The sequence below is a fragment of the Bacillus sp. FSL K6-0994 genome, from assembly GCF_038630815.1.
In the GTDB taxonomy this organism is placed as follows: domain Bacteria; phylum Bacillota; class Bacilli; order Bacillales; family Bacillaceae; genus Bacillus; species Bacillus safensis.
In genome coordinates, this window is the sequence record NZ_CP152043.1 from 929,565 (window position 1) to 950,828 (window position 21,264).

The 21,264-nt window shown below is 40.3% G+C and carries 20 protein-coding genes; 10 read left to right on the forward strand and 10 right to left on the reverse strand.

The features are described from left to right. Positions 1–4: 4 nt before the first annotated feature. Entirely contained in the window at positions 5–721 is a 717-nt protein-coding gene (locus MHB69_RS04720; protein WP_034282238.1) for a glycerophosphodiester phosphodiesterase family protein, read from the reverse strand. Positions 722–1,026: 305 nt separating this feature from the next. Here MHB69_RS04720 and MHB69_RS04725 point away from each other — a divergent pair, with 305 nt between their 5' ends. The 3 genes from MHB69_RS04725 to MHB69_RS04735 all read left to right on the forward strand — a co-directional run bounded on the left by MHB69_RS04725 (position 1,027) and on the right by MHB69_RS04735 (position 3,142). Next, positions 1,027–1,128, forward strand: coding sequence for a YhdX family protein (locus tag MHB69_RS04725; protein WP_017360338.1), 102 nt, complete (start codon positions 1,027–1,029; stop codon positions 1,126–1,128). 164 nt (positions 1,129–1,292) lie between these two features. After that, positions 1,293–2,381, forward strand: coding sequence for a mechanosensitive ion channel family protein (locus tag MHB69_RS04730; protein ID WP_041116978.1), 1,089 nt, complete (start codon positions 1,293–1,295; stop codon positions 2,379–2,381). 14 nt (positions 2,382–2,395) lie between these two features. Further along, positions 2,396–3,142, forward strand: coding sequence for an NAD-dependent protein deacylase (locus MHB69_RS04735; RefSeq protein ID WP_111927060.1), 747 nt, complete (start codon positions 2,396–2,398; stop codon positions 3,140–3,142). Positions 3,143–3,182: 40 nt separating this feature from the next. On the opposite strand, the gene MHB69_RS04740 is transcribed toward MHB69_RS04735, so the two are convergent. Further along, entirely contained in the window at positions 3,183–4,037 is an 855-nt protein-coding gene (locus MHB69_RS04740; protein ID WP_046310400.1) for a polysaccharide deacetylase family protein, read from the reverse strand. A gap of 296 nt (positions 4,038–4,333) precedes the next feature. Between MHB69_RS04740 and dat the strand changes: the two genes are divergently transcribed. Continuing rightward, positions 4,334–5,191: a D-amino-acid transaminase gene (dat, locus tag MHB69_RS04745; RefSeq protein ID WP_340892186.1), complete on the forward strand. Its 858-nt coding sequence runs from the start codon at positions 4,334–4,336 to the stop codon at positions 5,189–5,191. 45 nt (positions 5,192–5,236) lie between these two features. On the opposite strand, the gene MHB69_RS04750 is transcribed toward dat, so the two are convergent. Beyond that, positions 5,237–5,743 (reverse strand): universal stress protein, encoded by a 507-nt coding sequence (locus tag MHB69_RS04750; protein ID WP_034282233.1) that lies wholly within the window; start codon positions 5,741–5,743, stop codon positions 5,237–5,239. A 555-nt stretch (positions 5,744–6,298) separates the two neighbouring features. On the opposite strand from MHB69_RS04750, the gene MHB69_RS04755 reads away from it, so the two are divergent. Beyond that, positions 6,299–8,056 (forward strand): ABC transporter transmembrane domain-containing protein, encoded by a 1,758-nt coding sequence (locus MHB69_RS04755; protein WP_065214180.1) that lies wholly within the window; start codon positions 6,299–6,301, stop codon positions 8,054–8,056. Beyond that, a complete protein-coding gene (locus MHB69_RS04760) occupies positions 8,053–10,068 on the forward strand; it encodes an ABC transporter ATP-binding protein (RefSeq protein WP_111927066.1) in 2,016 nt (671 codons plus the stop codon). The genes MHB69_RS04755 and MHB69_RS04760 overlap by 4 nt, the downstream gene beginning before the upstream one ends. A gap of 117 nt (positions 10,069–10,185) precedes the next feature. Here MHB69_RS04760 and MHB69_RS04765 read toward each other — a convergent pair whose 3' ends face one another. From MHB69_RS04765 to MHB69_RS04795, 7 genes are all read right to left on the reverse strand, one after another. Continuing rightward, the gene (locus tag MHB69_RS04765; RefSeq protein ID WP_041109935.1) at positions 10,186–10,803 is read right to left on the reverse strand and encodes an NAD(P)H-binding protein; all 618 of its coding nucleotides are present in this window, start codon (positions 10,801–10,803) and stop codon (positions 10,186–10,188) included. Between the two features lie 285 nt (positions 10,804–11,088). Further along, positions 11,089–11,292 (reverse strand): alpha/beta-type small acid-soluble spore protein, encoded by a 204-nt coding sequence (locus MHB69_RS04770; protein WP_024425744.1) that lies wholly within the window; start codon positions 11,290–11,292, stop codon positions 11,089–11,091. 236 nt (positions 11,293–11,528) lie between these two features. Then, the gene (gene ugpC / locus MHB69_RS04775) at positions 11,529–12,635 is read right to left on the reverse strand and encodes a sn-glycerol-3-phosphate ABC transporter ATP-binding protein UgpC (RefSeq protein WP_034282227.1); all 1,107 of its coding nucleotides are present in this window, start codon (positions 12,633–12,635) and stop codon (positions 11,529–11,531) included. A 143-nt stretch (positions 12,636–12,778) separates the two neighbouring features. Next, positions 12,779–13,654 carry a helix-turn-helix domain-containing protein gene (locus MHB69_RS04780; RefSeq protein WP_065214181.1) on the reverse strand — a complete coding sequence of 292 codons (876 nt, stop codon included), beginning with the start codon at positions 13,652–13,654 and terminating at the stop codon, positions 12,779–12,781. 20 nt (positions 13,655–13,674) lie between these two features. Further along, a complete protein-coding gene (locus tag MHB69_RS04785; protein WP_003211787.1) occupies positions 13,675–13,884 on the reverse strand; it encodes a YheE family protein in 210 nt (69 codons plus the stop codon). A 152-nt stretch (positions 13,885–14,036) separates the two neighbouring features. Continuing rightward, on the reverse strand, positions 14,037–15,395 hold the full coding sequence (locus MHB69_RS04790) for a YheC/YheD family protein (protein ID WP_342496050.1): 1,359 nt from the start codon (positions 15,393–15,395) through the stop codon (positions 14,037–14,039). Then, a complete protein-coding gene (locus MHB69_RS04795; RefSeq protein ID WP_342496051.1) occupies positions 15,352–16,464 on the reverse strand; it encodes a YheC/YheD family protein in 1,113 nt (370 codons plus the stop codon). Before MHB69_RS04795 ends, MHB69_RS04790 begins: the two co-directional genes overlap by 44 nt. 215 nt (positions 16,465–16,679) lie before the next feature. Here MHB69_RS04795 and MHB69_RS04800 point away from each other — a divergent pair, with 215 nt between their 5' ends. From MHB69_RS04800 to MHB69_RS04815, 4 genes are all read left to right on the forward strand, one after another. Beyond that, positions 16,680–17,813: a DUF445 family protein gene (locus MHB69_RS04800; RefSeq protein ID WP_342496052.1), complete on the forward strand. Its 1,134-nt coding sequence runs from the start codon at positions 16,680–16,682 to the stop codon at positions 17,811–17,813. A 121-nt stretch (positions 17,814–17,934) separates the two neighbouring features. Continuing rightward, positions 17,935–18,291 (forward strand): YlbF family regulator, encoded by a 357-nt coding sequence (locus MHB69_RS04805; RefSeq protein WP_024425750.1) that lies wholly within the window; start codon positions 17,935–17,937, stop codon positions 18,289–18,291. A gap of 451 nt (positions 18,292–18,742) precedes the next feature. After that, on the forward strand, positions 18,743–19,609 hold the full coding sequence (locus MHB69_RS04810) for a Cof-type HAD-IIB family hydrolase (RefSeq protein ID WP_039177545.1): 867 nt from the start codon (positions 18,743–18,745) through the stop codon (positions 19,607–19,609). A gap of 113 nt (positions 19,610–19,722) precedes the next feature. After that, complete coding sequence (locus MHB69_RS04815; protein ID WP_046310416.1) at positions 19,723–21,222, forward strand: coproporphyrinogen III oxidase; 1,500 nt, start codon at positions 19,723–19,725, stop codon at positions 21,220–21,222. The last annotated feature ends 42 nt before the right edge of the window (positions 21,223–21,264 follow it).

The window sequence follows — 21,264 nt, forward strand, 5'->3', positions numbered from 1 at the left end:
TTAATCATTTCTCCTTTAGAAAAAATGGCGGGTGATCCGTCACCACTCCATCAATGAGGTATGTTTTCATCCTGTCGGCTGTTTTTTGATCTTTCACTGTCCATATAAAGACATCCATTCCAAATGAGTGGATGCGGTCAATCCACCATCTGTTGATCATCGTTTTCTTCATATTAAGGCAATTCGCAAAGGAGCTGTACTCCGCTAATTTCCTTTTCGTCAGTTTAAAGGCAGAGGGTTTTATAATAAAAGCTGTTCGAAGAGAAGGGGCGTAAGCTTTGACTCTTTGAAGTGCATTGGCATCAAAAGATTGAACCATGATATGACGGGAATAGGCAAACCGGTTGATGATGTCGACAACTGCCTTTTCAATCCCAATCTGCCGTTTTGGATGCTTGATCTCAATCAGTATCCCGACACGATGAGTGTACCTTTCAAGAATTTCCTGTAAGGTGGGAATTCGTTCGTTGGCGTACTGTGAATCAAACCAGCTTCCTGCATCCAGTTTCTTCAGCCGATCAAGTGTATAACTTTTCACTAAGCCGCTTCCGTTAGTTGTTCGATTAACGGTATCATCATGGATGACGGCTACGTGCTGATCCATTGTCAGCTGGACGTCTAACTCAATATAATCCGCACCTTGCTGAACAGCTAAATCAAATGCGGCGATTGTATTTTCTGGGGCAGCGCTTGAAGACCCTCTATGCGCGATAATATACACATGCTCCAGCTCCTGACATAAGTTCTGGTCTTATCATATCAAATTTTTGCTGTTTTTCCTTCTTTACTATATGGAACGATGGAGAGCTGTATGTAATGGAACATGGCGTGTGGTGAGAAAGCATCGTGTATAAAAGGTGAAAAGTTGCAGGAATATCCCAAGCTCTTATTGAGTAAATCTGAACTACATCATTTTTTCTTCGATCATTTTTGTCCAAATCGTCAGCGTTCGTCAAAATATTAGTGCTTTCGTCATGTTGACTGAAAATTCTGATGTTTTATAATGATGAAAAGGAGGCGAGATGATTGGGTAAAGGGAGAATTAGAGTGGAAGAACGTATTAAGGCTGAAACGGATGCTGAAATGTTTAAAGCGACTCTCCTTGATCAGGCTCAGAAGAAAAAGTAGTTTGCTGCCCGTCGATATGTCTCTAGCCAAAATTTCATATTTGAACTTCATGCCTCGGGATCAGTCCCGAGGCTTTTTATGTAGAGGTCAGACATTTAAGAGAGGACATGAACGAAGGTTATATTATAAACTAGAGAGGATTGTTTTAAAGGAGAGAGACAGACATGTTTACACAAAAATGGATGGATACATATTTTACAGTAGATATTGCGATCCAAATTGGTATTAGCCTTTGTATTTTATTGCTTTTTTTATTGCTTCGGAAAGTATTTACGAAGTATTTATTTCAGCTTCTGTTTAGGCTGACGAATCGGTCTAAAACGGAGGTCATTAACCAAATTGTTGTGGCATTTGAAAAACCAGCCAGGCTGTTTTTCGTGGCACTTGGTTTATATTTTGCGTTAAGACAGGCACCATACTTTGAGCATCATATGGATATCATCATTAAATTGTATAGATCTTCTATTATATTAATGCTGACGTGGGGGCTTTGTAATTTAACCGCTGCATCTTCTTTCTTGTTTCAAAAGGTCAATTCGAAATTTGAATTAGATATGGATGATATTTTAGCACCATTTTTATCAAAGGTACTTCGTTTCATTATTATTGCACTGAGTATTAGCGTCATTGCACAAGAATTTAATTATGACGTAAATGGACTTGTGGCAGGGCTTGGTCTAGGTGGTCTAGCATTTGCGCTCGCTGCTCAGGATACAGTGGCTAACTTTTTTGGAGGGATAGTCATCATTACGGAGAAGCCTTTTACGATGGGCGACTTTGTGGAGACACCAAGTGTACTTGGGACTGTGGAGGACATTACATTTCGAAGCACAAGGTTTCGAACACCTGCTGAAGCCGTCGTGACCGTTCCGAATTCTACGCTTTCTAAGGAGCCAATCACAAACTGGACAAGAATGAATAAACGTCAGATTACGTTCTCTGTTCGCGTTTCCTACAATACACCAAAGGAAAATATTGATCAGTGTATTAAGCGTCTCAAACAGATGCTTCACGAGCATGATGGGGTGCATAAAGAGACGATTATGGTAAATCTCGATGTACTGGCAGACAGCTATTTGAACTTGTTTTTCAACTTTTACACTAATACGACAGCTTGGTCTGAAAACCTTGATATTAAGCAGGATATTAACTATCGCATCATAGATATTTTCCACGAGGAAGGCGTAGAATTTGCTTTCCCTGGTCAGGCCATTTATATGAAACAAAAAGGTGAGAAGCAGCTGGGTGAATAAAGGAGGAATGGTGCGTGGATCAAACAAAAGTGGAAGCACTAAGAGAGAAATTATCACAGGCTTCACATATCACAGTACTCTCAGGTGCAGGTATGAGTACAGAATCGGGTATTCCTGATTTTAGATCAACGGGTGGTCTGTGGACAGAAGATACTTCCCGCATGGAGGCGATGAGCCGGTCCTACTTTTTATCAAACCCTCATCAATTCTGGCCGAAATTTAAGGATTTGTTTCAAATGAAAATGAGTGGAGAATACGAACCAAATAGCGGGCATACCTTTTTAGCCAGCCTTGAGCAACAAGGGAAGCATGTGGATATTTTTACCCAAAATATTGACGGTCTTCATAAAAAGGCGGGAAGCCAGCATGTATATGAACTCCATGGCTCCATTCAAACGGCTACTTGTCCATCGTGCCACGCGGTATATGATCTGCCTTATTTATTAAAAGAAGAGGTGCCGGTCTGTCAAAAGGTTTCCTCAGACGGCAGTACGTGTGGACGTGTGCTAAAAACAGATGTTGTCCTATTTGGCGATATGGTCAAACATTTAGACCAAGTGGAGACATCACTTCAGAAAACGGACATGCTCCTCGTCATGGGGACTTCCCTGGAGGTAGCGCCAGCAAGATATATTCCAGAAGATGCAGCTCATGATCCTTCCATCTTCATGGTGATGATGAATTTGAGTGAAACAGAATTCGATCCGCTTTTTGATCTTGTCTTTCATGAGCGAATTGGCGATCTCGTGAAAGCTTTATAAATCATTAAAAAACCCGCATCCTAAAGGTGCGGGTTTTACTTTATTGCTGCAGCGGCTTCATTGTTTCATCAAGGACTTCAAATGTATAGCCCTTTGCCTTTAGCTGCGTGATTAAGCTGCTTAAGTATTTTGCCGTCGCCGGCTGATCATGCATTAAGATGATTTTTGGTTCTTTTGGATATTTTGTCTCCAGCACTTGCAGCTGATTTAATACCTCTGGTACATATTTTGAGCTTTTATATTTCCAGTCAAGACTGTCAATGGTCCAGTCCCAGTAGACAAAGCCTTTTTGTTTTAAACGTGCTTTTTGCTGATCGGTTAAATTTGGGGTGCTGCCATAAGGTGTTCTTACAAGATGGGTATACTCACCTGTGACAGAAGCCAAAATGCGCTGATCTTCCTTCATCTCGTTAACAGGAGAATCACTTTTTTGATAAAAGCGTTTCACATCATGGGTAATACCATGAAGCCCTAATTGATGACCTTCTTGATGGAGTCTTTTCACTGCTGCCGGGTGTTCTTTAATCTGCGGTCCGAGCATAAAGAATGTGGCTTTCACTTGATGCGCTTTTAGCACATCTAACAGCTGATTTGAAGTCGCTGATGGACCATCATCAAAGGTTAAAAAGATCGTTTGATCCGTTATATGTTTATTTGAATGGATCTTAAAATGTGCATCTAATGTTTTCCGAGAAGCATCTTTTGCTTTCATACTAGTACTTGTGTCCCTAAATTGACTGCTCGCAGACAATTTCGCCGGCTGATCTGCTGCCTGCATATTGGTTTTGGACATATCCCAAATAAAAAAGAGGATTAGTGTCAGGATGACAAAACCAATCGCCTTTGAGAGCAGCATTGTGTTTGAAGGTGTCTGTTTTTTTTTAACCCGTTGCATTACAATCGCTCCAATAAATCAAAAATTTGTGTCGAATCATGTAGGGGATTCTGTCTTATTTCGCTGTTTTTTGTCGTGTTTATATGGAGTAAGTATACAGGAAAAAAGAGCCTATGAATATAGAAGATGCTAAAAAATTGGAATCTTTTTGGTTATCAAACTATATTTGTTACAATAGAAGGTTATCCATTTCATACGATGTGAAATAATTCTGAATAATCATTGAAACGAACCCATTTATCCGCTAAGATAGCATCAGATTCAACCATTATTGCAAAGCGAAGGGGAGATTCCATATGAAAATATTGTACAATGGAGATTTCATTGAAAAAAAGGATGCACATGTTGATATTGAGGACAGAGGCTATCAATTTGGTGACGGAGTCTATGAGGTCATCCGTGTATACAATGGTACTTTGTTTACGTTAAAGGAACATACAGAGCGTCTGTTCAAGAGTGCAAAGGAAATTGGCATTCATCTGCAAGGTACAGTATCAGATATGGAAGAAAAGTTACAACAGCTCGTCGCTCACAATCAATTAACAGATGGCGGTGTGTATATTCAAGTCACGCGGGGTGTCGCCCCTCGTAAACATCAATATAGTGATTCTCTTACTCCTCAAATCACAGCATATACGTTCCAGGTGAAAAAGCCTGTTCAAGAGCAGAAAGCTGGGGCAAAGGCCATTTTATCTGAGGATCTTCGCTGGTTAAGGTGTGATATCAAAAGCTTAAATCTTTTATATAACATCATGGAAAAGCAGAAAGCATCTGAAGCTGGTGCGTTTGAAGCAATCCTTGTGAGAAACGGTTTTGTGACCGAGGGAACCTCCTCGAATGTATATGCCGTGATTGATGGCGTGATTCGTACTCATCCTGCAAACAATCTCATTTTAAACGGCATTACTCGTAGAAAGCTGCTGGAGGTATGTGAGGAAGAAGGATGTACGGTTGAAGAAACTCGTATAAGCAAAGAAGAACTGCTGCGCGCTCAGGAAATCTTCATCAGCTCGACGACAGCTGAAGTTATTCCGATTGTTGAAATAGATGGCGAGCCCGTAGGGGAAGGCGTTCCAGGAGAGCTGACAAAGCGCGTACAGGAAGGCTTCCAGCAAAAAATTAAACATGAAAGTGAAGCATCCATCTCTTCATAAATAAAAAAGGCTGTAAACCAATGTTTACAGCCTTTTATGATGCATTTATTTCACAATAAGCACAGGTATATCTGATTTTGCTGATAACTTTTCACTCACACTGCCAAACAGCATTTTTTTCAATCTGCTTTGGTCACGTGCTCCCATGACGATGAGGTCTGCTGATATTTCCTCCGCATATTCGATAATCGCTTCTGCTGGTTCTCCTTCTACAATTTCAATGGCAGCCTCAAACTGCTCCTCATTTAATAGCATTCGTGCTTCCGCAACGACCTCTTCTGTATGGTCTTCAAAAATCAAGGGACTTTGCTGTTCATCGTGAGGTACATATACAGGGGGAGTTTGAAGATCTGCCGTACCGCCGCCGATATAAGCTCCGCCAGTCATTGGGCGCGGTGCATCAAACACCTGTCTGTCTGTTTTGCCATCATGTGCATAGGTAACGGTCAGCTTGGCATGTAAGGTTTTAGCTAAAGCGATTGCCTTTTTTAATGCTTTCTTACTGTCTTCATGTCCATCAAACGCTACGACCATCCGATCAGCTTGAAACAATGTCCTCATTCCTTTCAAAAGGAGTCTTTACACTCATGGTATACCCGTTAATAGAAAAAGATACACATGAAGGAGATTGATTTTTGTTAGAAAATTTCATTTATTGAAAAATATTTATTGACAAAATGGTGACAGCCGCTATAAGATAAAAAAAGATTCAAGAGCCAAAAGGAGGAAATGTCATGTGCAACATTGGAAGAATGAAACCAAACTGCATGAATGGGTTGATTCACGTGACAATTACACCTTCATTGGTCATTGAAAAGGAACTCGTCTGTTCCAATTGATCGGATGAATCAAGGCGTATGTTGCGTATTTGTCAACATGCGCCTTTTTACATGACGAAAAGAGGCGTACCAGCCAGCTGGTGGCCTCTTTTTTGTTGAATTCATTTCGCATTTCGAAATAAAGGGATGAAAAACAACAAGTAAATGAAGAGGAGTGAAAGCATGTGAACATGCCAAAATCAAGAAAAATGACAAAAGCTCAAAAAACGAAACAAGGTGACTTGCAGGAAAATTTAGAAAGCGGCTAGCTTGAAAAGGAGAGACAAACATGTTTTCAGTATTTGCGAAATTAGGCTGGTTCTTTAAACAAGAGTGGAGGCGTTATACGATTGCTATTACGCTCCTGCTCATTGTGAATGTGCTTGAAATGCTGCCGCCAAGATACCTAGGCCAGGCAGTTGATGACATTCGTTCTGGTCAATTTACAACATCCAGTATTGTGTTTTATGTGACCATTTTTTGCTTACTAGGTGTCGTCGTCTATACACTTACATATTTTTGGATGTATCAGTTATTTGGCGGCGCAAATGTCATGGAGCGTGTGATGCGCGGGAAACTGATGCGCCACTTGCTTAAGATGACGCCTACCTTTTATGAAAAGAAAAAAACAGGCAACTTAATGGCACTAGGTACAAACGACTTGAATGCTGTGGCCTTAACGACAGGTTTTGGCGTTCTGACCTTGGTTGATTCCACTGCTTATATGCTGATGATCTTCTTTACGATGGGGCTGACGATTAGCTGGAAATTAACCTTAATGGCGATTATCCCTATGCCGCTGATGGCGCTCTTGATTGCGTTTTATGGAAGCAAAATCCATGAGCGCTTTACAGTCGCTCAAGATGCATTTGGTGATATGAACGATCGCGTTCTTGAATCAGTGGCAGGTGTCCGGGTCATTCGCTCTTTTGTGCAGGAGAAACAAGATGTCGAACGCTTTCGCGAAATGACAGATGATGTATTTCAAAAAAACATGCGAGTGGCGATCATTGATTCTTTGTTTGAGCCGACAGTGAAATTACTTGTGGGGATCAGCTACTTAATCGGAATCGGCTACGGAGCATACCTCGTGTTCCAAAGTGATTTAACCATTGGGGAGCTTGTTGCATTTAACGTCTATCTTGGCATGATGATCTGGCCAATGTTTGCGATCGGCGAATTGATTAATATTATGCAAAGAGGAAATGCGTCGTTAGACCGGTTAAATCATACACTCGGCTACAAGCCGGACGTAACAGATGCTGCTCAGCCGAAAACGTTACAAGAGCCTGGAGATATTGAGTTTGATCATGTGACATTCAGGTATCCAACTTCATCTAAAGATAATCTCATTGATGTGTCCTTTACCGTTCGAAAAGGACAGACGATTGGGATTACAGGCAAAACAGGAAGCGGTAAAACGACCATTGTCAAACAGCTTCTGCGCCAGTACCCGGCAGGTGATGGGCAAATCTTGCTATCAGGTGTTCCAATCCAAAACATTGAATTAGATCAGTTATTTCAATGGATCGGATATGTACCGCAGGATCATATACTTTTCTCAAAAAGCGTGGAACAGAATATGCGCTTTGGTCATCGTGACGCGAAACAAGATGAGTTAGCACAAGCAATCAAAGATGCTTATTTTGAAAAGGATTTACGCCTTTTGCCAGAGGGTCTAGAAACCATGGTTGGGGAAAAAGGTGTGGCGCTGTCAGGCGGACAAAAACAGCGAATATCCATTGCACGTGCTTTATTAATTGATCCAGACATTTTAATTCTGGATGACTCATTATCTGCGGTAGATGCAAAAACAGAAACCGCTATTTTAGAAAATCTAAGACAAAACCGTCATGGCAAAACGACGTTTATTACAACTCATCGCCTATCAGCTGTTGAACATGCGGATCTCATTCTTGTCATGGAAGAAGGACGCATTGTCCAAAAGGGCACCCACAACGAGCTCATCCAGCAGGATGGGTGGTACAAGGAACAATTTTTGCGTCAGCAGCTAACAAATCAGCTGGAAGGAGGGGATGAGGCATGACAACAGGAAGAAGACTCCTTGCCTACGCACTCCTATATAAGAAAGTATTGTCTGTTGCCTTAATCTTTCTAATGATTGCAGTTGGTGCTGAGCTGACAGGACCGTTTATTGGGAAGAAAATGATTGATGATCATATTTTAGGTGTAGAAAAACCGTATGTCGAGGTCAATGAAAAGACAGACAAAACCGTTTATTACCAGGGAAATAACTATATACGAAGCGATCGATTAAATAATGGAATGGATTCTGGAAAGCAAATCAATGTAGTGCAAGTCGGGTTCGGTTACTATTTTGTGAATGAGCCGATTCGTTTTGATGGAAACAGAAAAATATCGGGAGATCAGCTCACCATTGATAATGGAAACGAGCGTGAGACCTATGAGGTACAGCGTTTATCAAAAGAGGAGATTTTCGCTTTTTATCAGCCAGAAATCAGTGGTTTGGTGCAGCTTGTTCTATTTTATCTAGGACTGCTCATCGTTGCGATTTTCTTTCAGTATGGGCAGCATTATTTGCTCCAGAGGATTGCAAATCGAATTATTCAAAAAATGAGGGTAGACGTATTTGAGCACATCCAAACACTGCCGATCCGATATTTTGATAATTTACCGGCTGGAAAGGTTGTCGCGAGAATCACAAATGACACGGAAACCATTCGTGATTTATATGTAACAGTCCTTGCTAATTTCGTGACGAGTGCCATTTACATGATTGGGATTTACATTGCCATGTTTTTGTTAAATGTAAAGCTGGCACTCATTTGTTTGGTCGCAGTACCGATTATTTTCCTATGGTCGATGACTTACAGAAAGTTTGCATCAGTGTACAATCACCGCATTCGTTCGATCATCAGTGAAATTAATGCCAAGCTAAATGAAGCCATTCAAGGGATGACAATCATTCAAGCGTTTCGTCATGAAAAAGCGACGCAAGAGGAATTTGATGAGCTGAACAACAATCACTTTCGATATCAGCGAAAGATGCTGCATTTAAATTCACTTCTTTCACATAATTTGGTTAACCTGCTGCGAAATTTAGCATATGTGGCACTCATTTGGTATTTTGGCGGTGCTTCGTTAAGTGCGACAGGCATTGTGTCCATTGGTGTGCTCTATGCGTTTGTCGATTATTTAAATCGATTGTTTCAGCCGATTACAGGCATTGTGAATCAATTCTCTAGGTTAGAATTAGCAAGGGTTTCATCGGAGAGGGTTTTCCGATTACTAGATGAACCAGGAACAGAAGTGGAAGAGCCTGTTCAGAAGAAGCTGGAGGGACACGTTCAGTTCAAAGATGTCACCTTTGCTTATAATGAAGGGAAAAATGTCTTAAAGAACATTACGTTTGAAGCAAAGAAAGGTCAAACGGTTGCACTTGTGGGGCATACTGGTTCTGGGAAAAGCTCGATCATGAACTTGCTGCTGCGTTTTTATGACATTCAGCAAGGAGACATTCTCATAGATGGCGAAAGCATTTATGATCAGTCGCGCCAAACGCTGCGTAAACAAATGGGCATTGTGCTGCAAGACCCGTATTTATTTTCTGGAACAATTGCTTCCAATGTAAGCTTAGGAAATGAAGACATCAAAAGAGAAACCATTGAATCTTCATTAAAGCAAGTAGGTGCAGCAGAGTTATTGAAGCACCTGCCAGAAGGTTTTGATGAACCAGTCGTTGAAAAGGGAAGCACCCTTTCCTCAGGGGAACGTCAGTTGATTTCATTTGCGCGCGCATTGGCGTACGATCCAGCGATTTTAATTTTAGATGAAGCCACAGCCAACATTGATACAGAAACAGAAGCGATCATTCAGCGGGCACTTGATGTAGTCAAAGAAGGAAGGACGACTTTTGTGATTGCTCACCGATTATCCACTATTAAGAAAGCCGATATGATCTTGGTGTTAGAAAAAGGTGAAATCGTCGAGCGTGGCAGTCATGAACAACTCATGCAGCAAGAAGGGCTGTATGCACAAATGTATGAACTGCAAAAAGGTGCTGTTGCCAACAGCTGATGAATAGTAGAAAAAAGAGCCTCTTCCAATTGAATGAGGCTCTTTTCCTTTGCATGAAAAAGTCGGAGATTCTGTTCTCGACTTTTATTGATTATATTGTTTGGACAGGCTGCATCATCAATAAGCGATGCCGACGCGTTGATGTACAAACTCCTTCGAATTTAACTGCTGATATAAAAAGTGTGCGGTATCTTCAACTGAAATTTTCTTTCCATCTATAGGGAGAAAATCTTTCTCATAGCGATATGACCGTGTCACTTCTCCATTTGGTAAATAGGTTGGACAAATAATGGTCCAATCTAGATCAGTCGATTGAAGGATTTCAAACGCTTTCGCATGCTCTTTAGCTGCTCGGGAAGTGGTCCGTCTTGATTCATTTGTTTCAAAACGGTAGAGCTCCGGCTGCTTTCTTGCTTTTAAAATACCTGCTGTACCAATTGTAATAATTCTAGATGTATTTGTTTGCTTCATGGCTTGTACGATATGCTCCATTGAAACAGATAATGTATCGTCACCATCTGTTGATAGACAGCTCACAACAATATCTGCTCCTTTGATTGTCTCAAGCACATCTTCCCGATTTCTTGAATTGCCGGTGACTTGAAACATACCCGCAAGCATTTCTTCTCGGTTTGTTCGAATCAATGAACGAACCATGTAACGATCATCTACTTGAACGAAACGAAGAAATGCTTGTCCTACACGTCCATGAGCACCGAAAAGAGCTATTTTCATCTGTTCGATCCCTCCACTACATACTATAAGTGAAAAGGGCACAAAATGGTACAACTTTTATGTGATGCTTTTTTTATATAGATGAAAGGATCGAATACTATGAGCATATTCACATAATAGAGAGATACCTACAAATTGTAAAAGTTCAAAGTTCATACCAGAAATAATGTCCATGAAGATCCGCTCCTTTCTACTACATGATATGAGCTGAAAGGAGTTTGGTGAGGGATAAAAACAAAAAAAGAAGACACCATAAGAGGTGCCTTCTATGATCCAAATATGAAATTAAGCTTTTGTTCCGCCAAGATTTTGTTGAGCGAAAGACACAAGACGTTTTGTAATTTCTCCACCAACTGAACCGTTAGCACGAGATGTTGTTTCTGCTCCAAGGTTTACACCAAATTCAGAAGCGATTTCGTATTTCATTTGATCGATCGCTTGCTCTGCTCCAGGAACTAGTAATTGGTTTGAACTATTAGAATTTGCCATGATGTGATTCTCCTTTTTGTATATGATTTGTTTTTTTGGTTGGGTTTGCTGGAATCGCACCAGCGAAATGATCAAGTCATTTGCCACTTGGCGAAACCCAATGCAGTAACTGCTTTGTACTAAGTATTATGGTTATTTCCGAAAAAAACATACGAGAAAAGAACATGGTAAATGTTGTGTTAACACACAAAAAACCATCACCCAATGATGAGTGATGGCGCTGCTTGTATATCTTCTTATTCTGCTGAGCGGATGCGCAGCTCCGTATCCGCATCAAAGAAATGGGCTTTGTTCATATTAATCGCAAGAGGGATAGACTGTCCGGCTTGTACATCGGTACGAGAATCAACACGTGCAATAAACGATTGACCATCGATAGAAGAATAAAGCATCGTTTCTGCTCCCATTAATTCAGCTACTTCTACGTCAGCATTAATTTTTGTGCCTTCAGACGCCTCTATAAATACTGGTTCATCGTGAAAATCTTCTGGTCTGATGCCTAAAATGACATCCTTTCCAATATAGCCTTGGCTGCGTAATACTTTCATTTTTCCTTCTGGTACACGAATATGTGTTTTTCCAACCGCAATGGCACCGTCAGAGAGCTTTCCTGTGAAAAAGTTCATCGCAGGTGAGCCGATAAATCCACCTACAAACACATTCTCTGGGTTTTCATATACATCTTTCGGCGCTCCAACCTGTTGAATAAATCCATCTTTCATGACAACAAGGCGGGTTGCCATTGTCATGGCTTCAGTCTGATCATGTGTCACATAGATAAATGTCGTTTGCAGACGCTGATGAAGCTTAGAAATTTCAGCACGCATCTGAACACGGAGTTTTGCATCTAAATTAGAAAGCGGCTCATCCAAAAGAAAAACCTTTGCATCACGTACAATTGCTCTGCCAAGTGCAACACGCTGCCTTTGACCGCCAGACAGTGCTTTTGGTTTCCTGTCTAAATATTGCTCAAGCCCTAATATTTTAGCGGCATTTCGAACCCGCTCATCAATTTCTGCTTTCGGAAACTTCCGAAGCTTTAATCCAAAAGCCATATTATCGTACACATTCATATGAGGATATAATGCATAGTTTTGGAAAACCATTGCGATATCCCGGTCTTTCGGTGCTACATCATTCATCCGTTTTCCATCTAACAGAAAGTCTCCTTGTGATATTTCTTCTAGACCTGCAATCATGCGAAGGGTTGTTGATTTTCCGCAGCCTGATGGACCAACAAACACAATAAATTCTTTATCTTCTATATGTAGATTAAAGTTGTCTACTGCTGTTACCTTGTTATCGTACACTTTATAAATTTGATTCAGCATCATTTCAGCCATTAGCTGTCAGCCTCCCCAGTCCCTCTTTTTTGAAAGCGCTTTACTAGTAAATAAAGTGTATAAAATGAGGAAGAGTCTGTAAATGGACAACGTGCACAACATCCTATTTTCATTTTTGGGCAGGGTGCTCATGTCTTCGTTCTTTATGAAAGATCGAGTAGAATCATCATCAAATAAGCAGCTGATGCTTCTGGAAAATGTCGTATATCTAGACCAGTGCGCTCAATAAATTTATCAATTCGATATTGAAGACTGTTTCTGTGAACATATAACGCTTTTGCTGCCTTGGATGCGTTTAAATTACATTGCATATAGGTCATGAGAGTGCGATAAACATCCCGGTCAAAGACCGCTTCTTTAAAAGCATCTGAAATAGCGTGAGAGAGTGCAGATGCATCATAACAAATGAACGATGGCAGGCATTGATAAAATGTGGCAGCCCCTGATCTAAGCTTTTCTCGCTGCAGATGGCATAAAAAGAGCTGTTGTTCATTTAATAACCTCATCTGTAAATGGTCATTAGGCAAATGCAGCTGTCCTTGCATAAAGACTGAGTCTGTTAAAAAATCACTTGTAATAGCCAGAGACAAATCATTTAACTGATCTAATTGACTGTTTTCTGATGTGGCGTTTGGTTGAATCAACATAGCTGTTTCAGGGCCTGTCCATATGAAATGAGTATGTTCGAGGCTGTTATTCACAGCCTCTTTTATTTGCTGTCTTTGTTCTTCTTGATGGATCATTTGAAAATAATAAACACGGACGGGATGTTGGACAGTTAGTGGTTTGTTTTCAAAAAGATAGCTGAACCATTTTTGTTCATCCTCGGTCTGCGCTTTTTGAAATAGATCAATTGGTGTAAGAAAAGAGTTGAGAAGAAGTGTTTCTCTTTCTGAAAGCTCCGATTTGTTTACTCCAAATATTTCACCTTCGTCTGTTTGATACCAAAGAATTTGTTTGTCATGAGTAGGTGTGCTGATGATATGGTTTCCGTAAACAAGTTTTAATTTTTCTAACATGGCGGGGCTCCTTAAACAGTTTAATCATAGACATGGAACAGCATTAATTCGTGGATTTCTTCTTTTAAAGTAGGTTCAACTTCATGGGGCGGAAGCTGAGAGCCCCATTCAATGTCACCTGTTTTGTGGTAGATGCCTTCATAGTGCGCACCGTTGTGGAAAAAGGATATTTTCCAGCCTGGCAATTGTGCTTTCTTAAAAAGGGGTTTCCATTGAAAATGAGAAATCATATCATCATTGCCTCCTTGCTTTTATTGATGAAACAATAAACAAACACGACAACACGGAAACAACCTTGAACTTGATTTTATTGTATCTCATCTCATGAAAAGAGCATAGAAAAAGCATAGATTCAAGAGCACTGACATGTGACAAAAAAGCGTCAGTAGACGTTCGCGTGATCTGAAGTTGTGAGTGCCGTTTTTGAAAGGTAAGATGCGTAATCCATGATATTTTTCCCAATCATCCATTCTGATTTTTTCAAAGAGACGTGCTGGAAAATCTCTCGGCCAGGGCGAGAATTAGCTTCGAACATCCAAATTGCACCTGTTTGATCAATGCCTAAGTCAAAACCGATTTCACCAATATGCCCGGACATTTTTTTATCTATCACCTGGCTGAGCATGATGGCAGTATGAGAAAGCTGCTGTAAAATCTGCAAACGTTTCTTTTCTTCTGGAAAGACAGCATAAAGTGTTTTCACCGTTCCCCCGTGTAACTGGTGAGTCGTGATGGTATGATCTCCAGAAACCTTTGCTGCAGCTGCTGTGACTGTCCAATCACCTTCTTTATTTTTATTCGTATGAACTCTGAAATCCATCGGTTGATTGTCTATTTGAAGAAGCTCAATGCCTTGTTGTGCAATAAAATCATGAATTGCATGATCCTTTCGCAGTCTTTGAACAAACTGATCTATTGAATCATATGGAATGGACTTTCCAAAATTTGAGAATACAGTGATTCCGTCGTTTTTCTTCTTTAACTGATAAATCCCGTCTCCATGACTTCCGTTTGTCGGTTTTAAGTATATAACTTGATGCAGGTGGAGAAGTGTTTCAATTTTACTTAGAGCGTCCACGGGATCTAATTGTACAGAATGTGGGAGAAAGGACCATGTTTTTTCATCTGTTAATAGCTGTTCATGAATCTCCCATTTATTAAAAAAGTAAGGATTGAACCAAGGGATATCATAGTCTTGGGTGAGTTTTCGCTTCGTTTCTTGAATGAATGCCGACTGAGCAGCTTTTCTATTTGGAAGCCGGTCATAAATGACTGACGGAAGGGGAAGCTGTTTTTTAACCCATGAATCTTGCTGGTACAACAGTCCTTCTACAATTCCTTTTTCCCAATCAATCGAATGTGACCCAAAAAGATAGGCAAAACCAGGATGCTGCCTGAAAGAGTGCAGCAGTTTGGTAAAAAATTCTGATCTCGTTCCTAATGGCTGTGTACTTTGCTCAAAACCCGCAGTGAAAATGCCCATCAACGGCCCTATAAAAAGTGTATGGTCAATGATGATCACATCAGCTTTTGATTGGTAAGGAATCAGTAATCCTCTGTATAGATCTTCAGATAATAAAATTTTATTTGGATGCAGATGATAGGAAATGTTGAAGCCATCTACTAAACGGGACCCTAGAGCAAGAGAATAGATGGCATCTTTCTGTTTATAATGGACGGGAAGATGAATTGTTTTTTCACTTGTGAGGTGTGGGGCGATGATGCAGCGCTTTCTGTTCATAAGAAACCTCCTTCGGTTGAGACTTTATCGATTGCGCATGTTCAAGAATGATACGAATCAATTCGTGTTCCTTCTCAGGATAAACTTTTAAAAAAGCGGACCGCCCTGGCTTTGATCTGATATTTGATATGAAAAGTCTGCCTTCATTTGAATGAAGTAAGTCTACTGCGAATTCAAAGCAAGGAGAGTAAGTTTTATCTATATAAGCTGGGATTGATGCCTGAATGGATGCAATATCATCTAAAAGGAGCTCCTTGATGTGTGGCTGCAATGTATTTAGATAGTGTTCAAAGCCTATCACAGGAGCTGATTTTTGTGTATGACTTAAAAGACTATTTTCTGCAGGTGATTTTGTGTGAATTCCCATGCGTTTCCATTGATTTTGTGAATCTTTCATAAGGAAAATCTTGATTTCATTGAATAAAATTTCTTTTTGATCATTCGTGTTGAAAAATTGAAGGAAATACCGGCCTGCATATTTTTTGCACCAGCGCTCCAGCTCTGACGTACGAGAAAATGTAATGGTTTGATTGGAACTTAGCTGAACGGTAAATGTTGATTTGCCATCAAAGGAAATGAAGTAAGTAGATGCTGCATGCTGATGGGAGAGAGGCTGCATTCTACAATAACCGCCAGCCCCGCACTCCCTTACCATATTGATTAGGTCTGAGGGCTCTTTTAATATAAAGCAGCCAGGTAAATATGGCTGTAAAGCAGAGCGGAGACGGAGCTGCTCAAATAGCACCATTTTATTTGAAATGCCGGTATTCAAAAAATTTGTTTTTGGATATTTTTTTAGCCATTCCATGATGGGTTTTGCTTTTTTAGATTGTGCGTCATGCCGGTAAAGACATCGGTCATAAATCAAGTCGGGAATCGGAAATTGTGCGTCGGCAAACCCTTGGCCATTCATATATGTTTGGCCTTGTATCAAATTTGAAGCCGGCTTTAAATCAAATGGTGTAAAACGAACAACCACTAAACGATAAGAAGAGGCAGCTTTGGCGAGCTGCCGTGTGAATGCCTCTTCATACTGCGGAGAAAGGCTCACAATACCTAATGTTGTCATTAAAAAACACCTTCTTTTCAACTTCTTTTTTTTACCATCACAAAAACATTTTTTTATGATTTTACATAAAGCTTGCGCTCCTTTATCATTACGACAGATCGCTTGATCATATGTCTCGCTGCATGCTTCATTTGCTTGGGAACTTGACAACAACTATAATACGTATAGATCAAAACAATAAACCTCGGGTGTTGTTTGAAAGGTAGATGACGACTTTGAATATATTCACAACGTTTATCTTTATGATTGTTATCGGCGCAGTCATAGGAGCAGCGACAAACCATCTTGCAATTAAAATGCTTTTTCGGCCTTATAAGCCATATTACTTATTCGGAAAACAGCTTCCATTTACACCAGGGCTTATCCCTAAAAGAAGAGACGAAGTAGCCAAGCAGGTTGGTGTCATGGTTATGGAGCATTTGCTCACGCCAGAAGGTATTCAAAAGCGATTTGAATCATCGGATGCAAAGCAGGAGATCCTGCGTACAGTCCATCAATATATTGACAAAGGCGCAAATATGGAGATCACCGTATTCTCCCTGCTAGAAAAATTCGGCGTTACAGAGGCTGATGTCAAAGCAGATAGATGGCTCCATCAGTGGTCTGACCAGAAGCTCGCTTCATTGCTTGAAACATATAACGAGCAAACTTTATCTGAATTGCTCCCGGTAGAAGTGGAAACCAAAATATCATCAAAAATTCCAGATGCAGCAGATTATATTTTAAAGAGAGGCATTCATTATTTTGAAAGTGATGAAGGCAAAGCCAGGCTTGGCAATATGATTGATGATTTCTTAAAAGAACGGGGAATGCTTGGCAGTATGGTCCAAATGTTTCTAGGGAATTCAAGCTTAATTGACCGTGTGCATCCAGAAATTATCAAGTTCTTAAGGAATGCAGAAACAAAAAGATTTTTATCAGATTTACTTGTTCAAGAATGGGACAAGGTGAAGCTATTTTCTCTTCATGAGCTTGATGAAAAATGGAATGTGAAGGAACTTATTTTTAGTGTGAAAAATCAATTGCTTTCTCATTTCTCTACAAAGCTGATATTAGACAAACCAGTTGGAACATATGTCAGTGCTGTAGCGGATGACCTTAAAACACATTTTGCGCCAGTGTTGATTGATAAGGGGATCGAAGCGGCTTCAAATACTTTAGAGAGTCTGCTTGCAAAGCTGCAATTTGAAGATATCATTCGTGAACAAATTGAACTTTTCCCGCTTGAAAAAATGGAAGAGCTTGTAGTCAGCATCTCTAATAAGGAGCTGAAGATGATAACATTTCTAGGCGGTCTTTTAGGCGGGATGATTGGTGCTATACAGGCTGTTTTTGTGGCGCTATTCTAAGTCAAGCTATAGAAATTTTAATGAATTCATTGTATATATGTGAAACGAAAGCCATAGTTTGTTATAGTGGAGTGGTGTCCGCCGATCATATCGGTGATAACGGATAGAAAGGAGACATAACATGTCTGTAAATCTTTATGATGTTGCATATGACCTTGAAAAAGCATTGCGTCATAGCGAAGAATATTCAACTTTAAGAAATCTTTATGATGAGGTAAACGCGGATGAGTCCTCTAAAAGAATGTTTGAGAACTTCCGTGACATTCAAGTAAACCTTCAACAAAAACAAATGACTGGTCAAGAGATCACACAAGAAGAAGTGGAGCAAGCTCAAAAAACAGTTGCTCTTGTTCAGCAGCACGATAAAATCTCTCAGTTGATGGAAGCAGAACAACGTGTGAGTGTTCTTATCGGTGAATTAAATAAAATTATCATGAAGCCACTTGAAGAGCTTTATGGGAATCCAGAAGAAAACTAATGGAAAGGGCGATGTCATTCGCCCTTTTTTGTTTTATCTTTTCTCCTCAATATCTTTTAAAAAAAGGTTGTCGAAGCACATAAATTCTGCGATAATACTTATATTGAAAGTGCTTTCAAAAGGCGCTCTCAAGGGACAATTGGGTGCGTTTCACTTGGGATTTATGGCGGTGAGCCAAACGAGAGAGAAGCGCTTCTGGGAGAAACGCAAAGCATCATAAGGGGATCTGATATAAGCAATGCTTTGGTGTGTAAATGATAAGGGGATCATGGGGAGCTTCATCACTCCATTGTAACGCATCCAAACCATACATAAAAAAAAGCCTAGGGGTAGGCTTTTTTTATTTATCCATCTATTCATAACCTGGGGCTCTTTCAACTGCATGTTCTAAAGCACCAAGCTAGGGCATATCCTCATCGTAAGTACAGTCATCAAGAAGGGGGATGCCTCAGTGTCAAAAAAACTACTTGCACTCAATATAGATGGGACGTTACTTCGTTCCAATGGTAAAATCCATTCTGCTACAAAAGAAGCTGTGGAATATGTAAAGAAAAAAGGGGTTTACGTGACGATTGTCACCAACCGGCATTTTCGTTCCGCTCAAAAAATTGCCAAGGCGTTGAAGATTCCAACATCAACCCTTGTGACGCATAGTGGTGCATTTATCGCCGATAAACTCGATGAGCCGCTTCATGTGAAAAAATTAACGGAAGAAAAGACATTTAATCTTGTGCAAATCCTTGAAAGCTTCGATTGTAATGTCCGCTTGCTGCATGAAAAATTCTCGATCGGCAACCGGAAAAAAACGCAGTCTCAGCTGATGGGAAAGACGCTTATTCATCCGTCTGATCCAATTTTCTATCCCGTTCAATTTGTTGAATCGTTAAGTGATATGCTGATGGATGAACCAGTCAGTACTCCAGTGATTGAAGTATATTCGACTGCGGAGCTTCAGCCTGAGATTCACAGGACCATTCAACAAGCATTCCCATCTGTTGATCTTATTAGGATCAGTGATGAGAAAATGAATATTGTATGCAAAGGGGTTTCGAAGGAAGCGGGACTTTCTCTTTTAACCTCTGCACTCGGTTTTACTTTAGAAGATACGGTTGTCATTGGTCATGGAACAGATGACATTCCAATGCTTGAATTGGCTGGTTTAGGTGTTGCTATGGGAAATGCCCCCAATGATGTCAAGCGTAAAGCCGATTGGGTGACGCGCTCGCATGATGAACAGGGTGTGGCTTATATGATCAAGGAATACTTTAGAATGCAGCAAAGAGAAGGATTTTTGCATCAATTCGATATTAAGAGATAATACAGTGAAGGCCCTGTCAATCAAGAAATGACAGGGCCTTTGTCTGTTCCCTTCATTGCTTTTCCTACATGAATTTTCTAAAATGAAACAAGTTTGAAGATAAAGGTGATATGATGCGAATTTTAATTAAAGGGCTGTCAGATGAACGATTTCATCGCCCGCTTGTCAATATAGCCAATTTATTTGAAGAAGATAGTGAAGTGATGTTTGATCCAAGTGAGTTGGATGATGGTTTGGTCATGGTATTTAACTGGAAGGAAGAAAATGGCATGGTGGAAGCATCTGGTCATATCGATGGATCAGACATCACCAGTCGTTTTTCGCGGGATGTCCCAGAGAGCTTGAACGATAAGGAGCGCTGGAAACAAATCAAAAACACAGTGCTGTCTGTTTATTTACACTTGCTTCAGGAGCACACAGGAATGACACAAAAGTGGGGCATTCTCACAGGAATACGTCCTACGAAATTGCTTCATAAGATGCTGAGAGAAGGCATGTCAAAGGAAGATGCACATGCGGCATTAAAGCGTGATTACTTGATTCATGATGAAAAAATTAATTTGATGCAGGAGATTGTCGATCGTCAGCTTCAAGCCATTCCAGATCTGTATGACCTTCAGCAGGAAGTGAGTATTTATATTGGTATTCCTTTCTGCCCCACAAAATGTGCTTATTGCACGTTCCCTGCTTACGCCATTAAAGGACAAGCTGGCAGAGTGGGAACGTTTTTGTTTGGTCTGCATTATGAAATGCAAAAAATGGGCGCATGGCTAAAAGAACACGGGATCAAAGTGACGACCGTTTACTTTGGCGGAGGCACGCCAACGAGCATCACAGCGGAAGAAATGGATTTGCTGTATGAAGAAATGTACCGCTCGTTCCCTGATGTGAAGCATATACGGGAAGTGACTGTCGAAGCAGGGCGTCCTGATACGATTTCGCCTGATAAGCTAGAGGTGCTAAACCGCTACAATATTGACCGGATTAGCATTAACCCGCAATCGTATGAGAATGAAACACTAAAGGCTATTGGCCGGCATCATAGTGTCGAAGAAACGATTGAAAAGTATCACTTATCAAGACAGTACGGCATGAATAATATCAATATGGACTTAATCATTGGATTGCCGGGAGAAGGGCTCAAAGAATTTCAGCACTCCTTGCAGCAGACTGAAGAGCTCAAGCCTGAATCTTTAACCGTGCATACACTCTCCTTTAAAAGAGCATCTGAAATGACGCGCAATAAGGAGAAATACCAAGTAGCAGACCGAGAAGAAATCACACGTATGATGGATGAAGCGATCACTTGGACGAAAGCACATCATTATCACCCATATTATTTATATAGACAAAAAAATATTTTGGGGAATCTTGAAAATGTCGGGTATTCATTAGATGGACAGGAAAGTTTGTATAATATTATTATCATGGAAGAAGTACAGACAATCATTGGCATTGGATGCGGTGCAGCAAGTAAATTCATTGATCCACGATCAGGAAAAATTACGCAGTATGCCAATCCAAAAGATCCAAAATCGTATAATGACCGCTATGAACACTATACAGAAGAGAAAATTCAATTCCTTGAATCATTATTTGTTTCTCACGTTTAAACACTGCGATGACGCAGTGTTTTTTTCATTTGTAAAAGGGTA

What these genes read in the sequence shown, in the direction of transcription:
- ugpC (WP_034282227.1), bottom strand. Translation starts at nt 12,635, where the DNA reads ATGGCTGAAATGATGCTGAATCAAATTTATAAAGTGTACGATAACAAG.
- MHB69_RS04755 (WP_065214180.1), top strand. Translation starts at nt 6,299, where the DNA reads ATGTTTTCAGTATTTGCGAAATTAGGCTGGTTCTTTAAACAAGAGTGG.
- MHB69_RS04770 (WP_024425744.1), bottom strand. Translation starts at nt 11,292, where the DNA reads ATGGCAAATTCTAATAGTTCAAACCAATTACTAGTTCCTGGAGCAGAG.
- MHB69_RS04805 (WP_024425750.1), top strand. Translation starts at nt 17,935, where the DNA reads ATGTCTGTAAATCTTTATGATGTTGCATATGACCTTGAAAAAGCATTG.
- dat (WP_340892186.1), top strand. Translation starts at nt 4,334, where the DNA reads ATGAAAATATTGTACAATGGAGATTTCATTGAAAAAAAGGATGCACAT.
- MHB69_RS04795 (WP_342496051.1), bottom strand. Translation starts at nt 16,464, where the DNA reads ATGACAACATTAGGTATTGTGAGCCTTTCTCCGCAGTATGAAGAGGCA.
- MHB69_RS04765 (WP_041109935.1), bottom strand. Translation starts at nt 10,803, where the DNA reads ATGAAAATAGCTCTTTTCGGTGCTCATGGACGTGTAGGACAAGCATTT.
- MHB69_RS04780 (WP_065214181.1), bottom strand. Translation starts at nt 13,654, where the DNA reads ATGTTAGAAAAATTAAAACTTGTTTACGGAAACCATATCATCAGCACA.
- MHB69_RS04740 (WP_046310400.1), bottom strand. Translation starts at nt 4,037, where the DNA reads ATGCAACGGGTTAAAAAAAAACAGACACCTTCAAACACAATGCTGCTC.
- MHB69_RS04790 (WP_342496050.1), bottom strand. Translation starts at nt 15,395, where the DNA reads ATGAACAGAAAGCGCTGCATCATCGCCCCACACCTCACAAGTGAAAAA.
- MHB69_RS04815 (WP_046310416.1), top strand. Translation starts at nt 19,723, where the DNA reads ATGCGAATTTTAATTAAAGGGCTGTCAGATGAACGATTTCATCGCCCG.
- MHB69_RS04730 (WP_041116978.1), top strand. Translation starts at nt 1,293, where the DNA reads ATGTTTACACAAAAATGGATGGATACATATTTTACAGTAGATATTGCG.
- MHB69_RS04760 (WP_111927066.1), top strand. Translation starts at nt 8,053, where the DNA reads ATGACAACAGGAAGAAGACTCCTTGCCTACGCACTCCTATATAAGAAA.
- MHB69_RS04785 (WP_003211787.1), bottom strand. Translation starts at nt 13,884, where the DNA reads ATGATTTCTCATTTTCAATGGAAACCCCTTTTTAAGAAAGCACAATTG.